Here is a 659-nt window from a genome sequence, read left to right on the forward strand (position 1 = left end):
CGTCGTAGTCCTCCAGCATCTGCGCGGTCCGCAGCGCCCACTTCAGGCCATGCCGCCATTCACCGTCACTCCCTCCGGCATCGACCATCAGCAGGGCCTCCGGACCGATCGCGGCGCGTGCATCCGCGACGATCTGCTCGTCCAAAGCGTGGCTCTCGCGGCCGAAGGGGCCCCAGCCGATTTTGAAGGCGGTGAAGCCGCGTGCTTGCGCCGCGTGCATGCGCTCAGCCATGGCCCCGGGCCGGTCCATCAGCAAAGAGGCGTAGGGCCGCACGGTCTCGCGCCAGCGACCGCCAAGGAGCCGCCCGACCGGCTGGCCGGTGGCCTGGCCCAGGATGTCCCACAGCGCGGTGTCGATTCCGCTGATCGCGTGGGTGACCGTGCCGCCCCGGCCCAGCCAGAACGTCGCCCGGTGCAGCCGCTCCGCCACCCGCTCGGGTTCCAGGGCCGATTCCCCGATGCATAGGGGCCGGAGCACCTCGAGTGCCGCCTGCACGAGTGACTCGCTGGTGAACACGCTGCCGAGACCGATCAGGCCCTCGTCGGTGTGCACGGCGACGAGGGTGTGGACGACGTCGTCGGGCTGGATCTCATCGGTCCACCCGCCTTCGGGCGTCGCGCCACGCAGCCCTGCGGCGCGGATCTCCGTGATCTTCACT

The 659-nt window shown here is 70.6% G+C and carries 1 protein-coding gene; it reads right to left on the reverse strand.

Annotated features, from left to right (window positions below):
- On the reverse strand, positions 1-659 hold a 659-nt coding region (locus ABD194_RS19685), incomplete at both ends, for an enolase C-terminal domain-like protein (protein ID WP_343994659.1).

Origin of the sequence: Terrabacter terrae, from assembly GCF_039529575.1 — a bacterium.
Taxonomy (GTDB): domain Bacteria; phylum Actinomycetota; class Actinomycetes; order Actinomycetales; family Dermatophilaceae; genus Terrabacter; species Terrabacter terrae.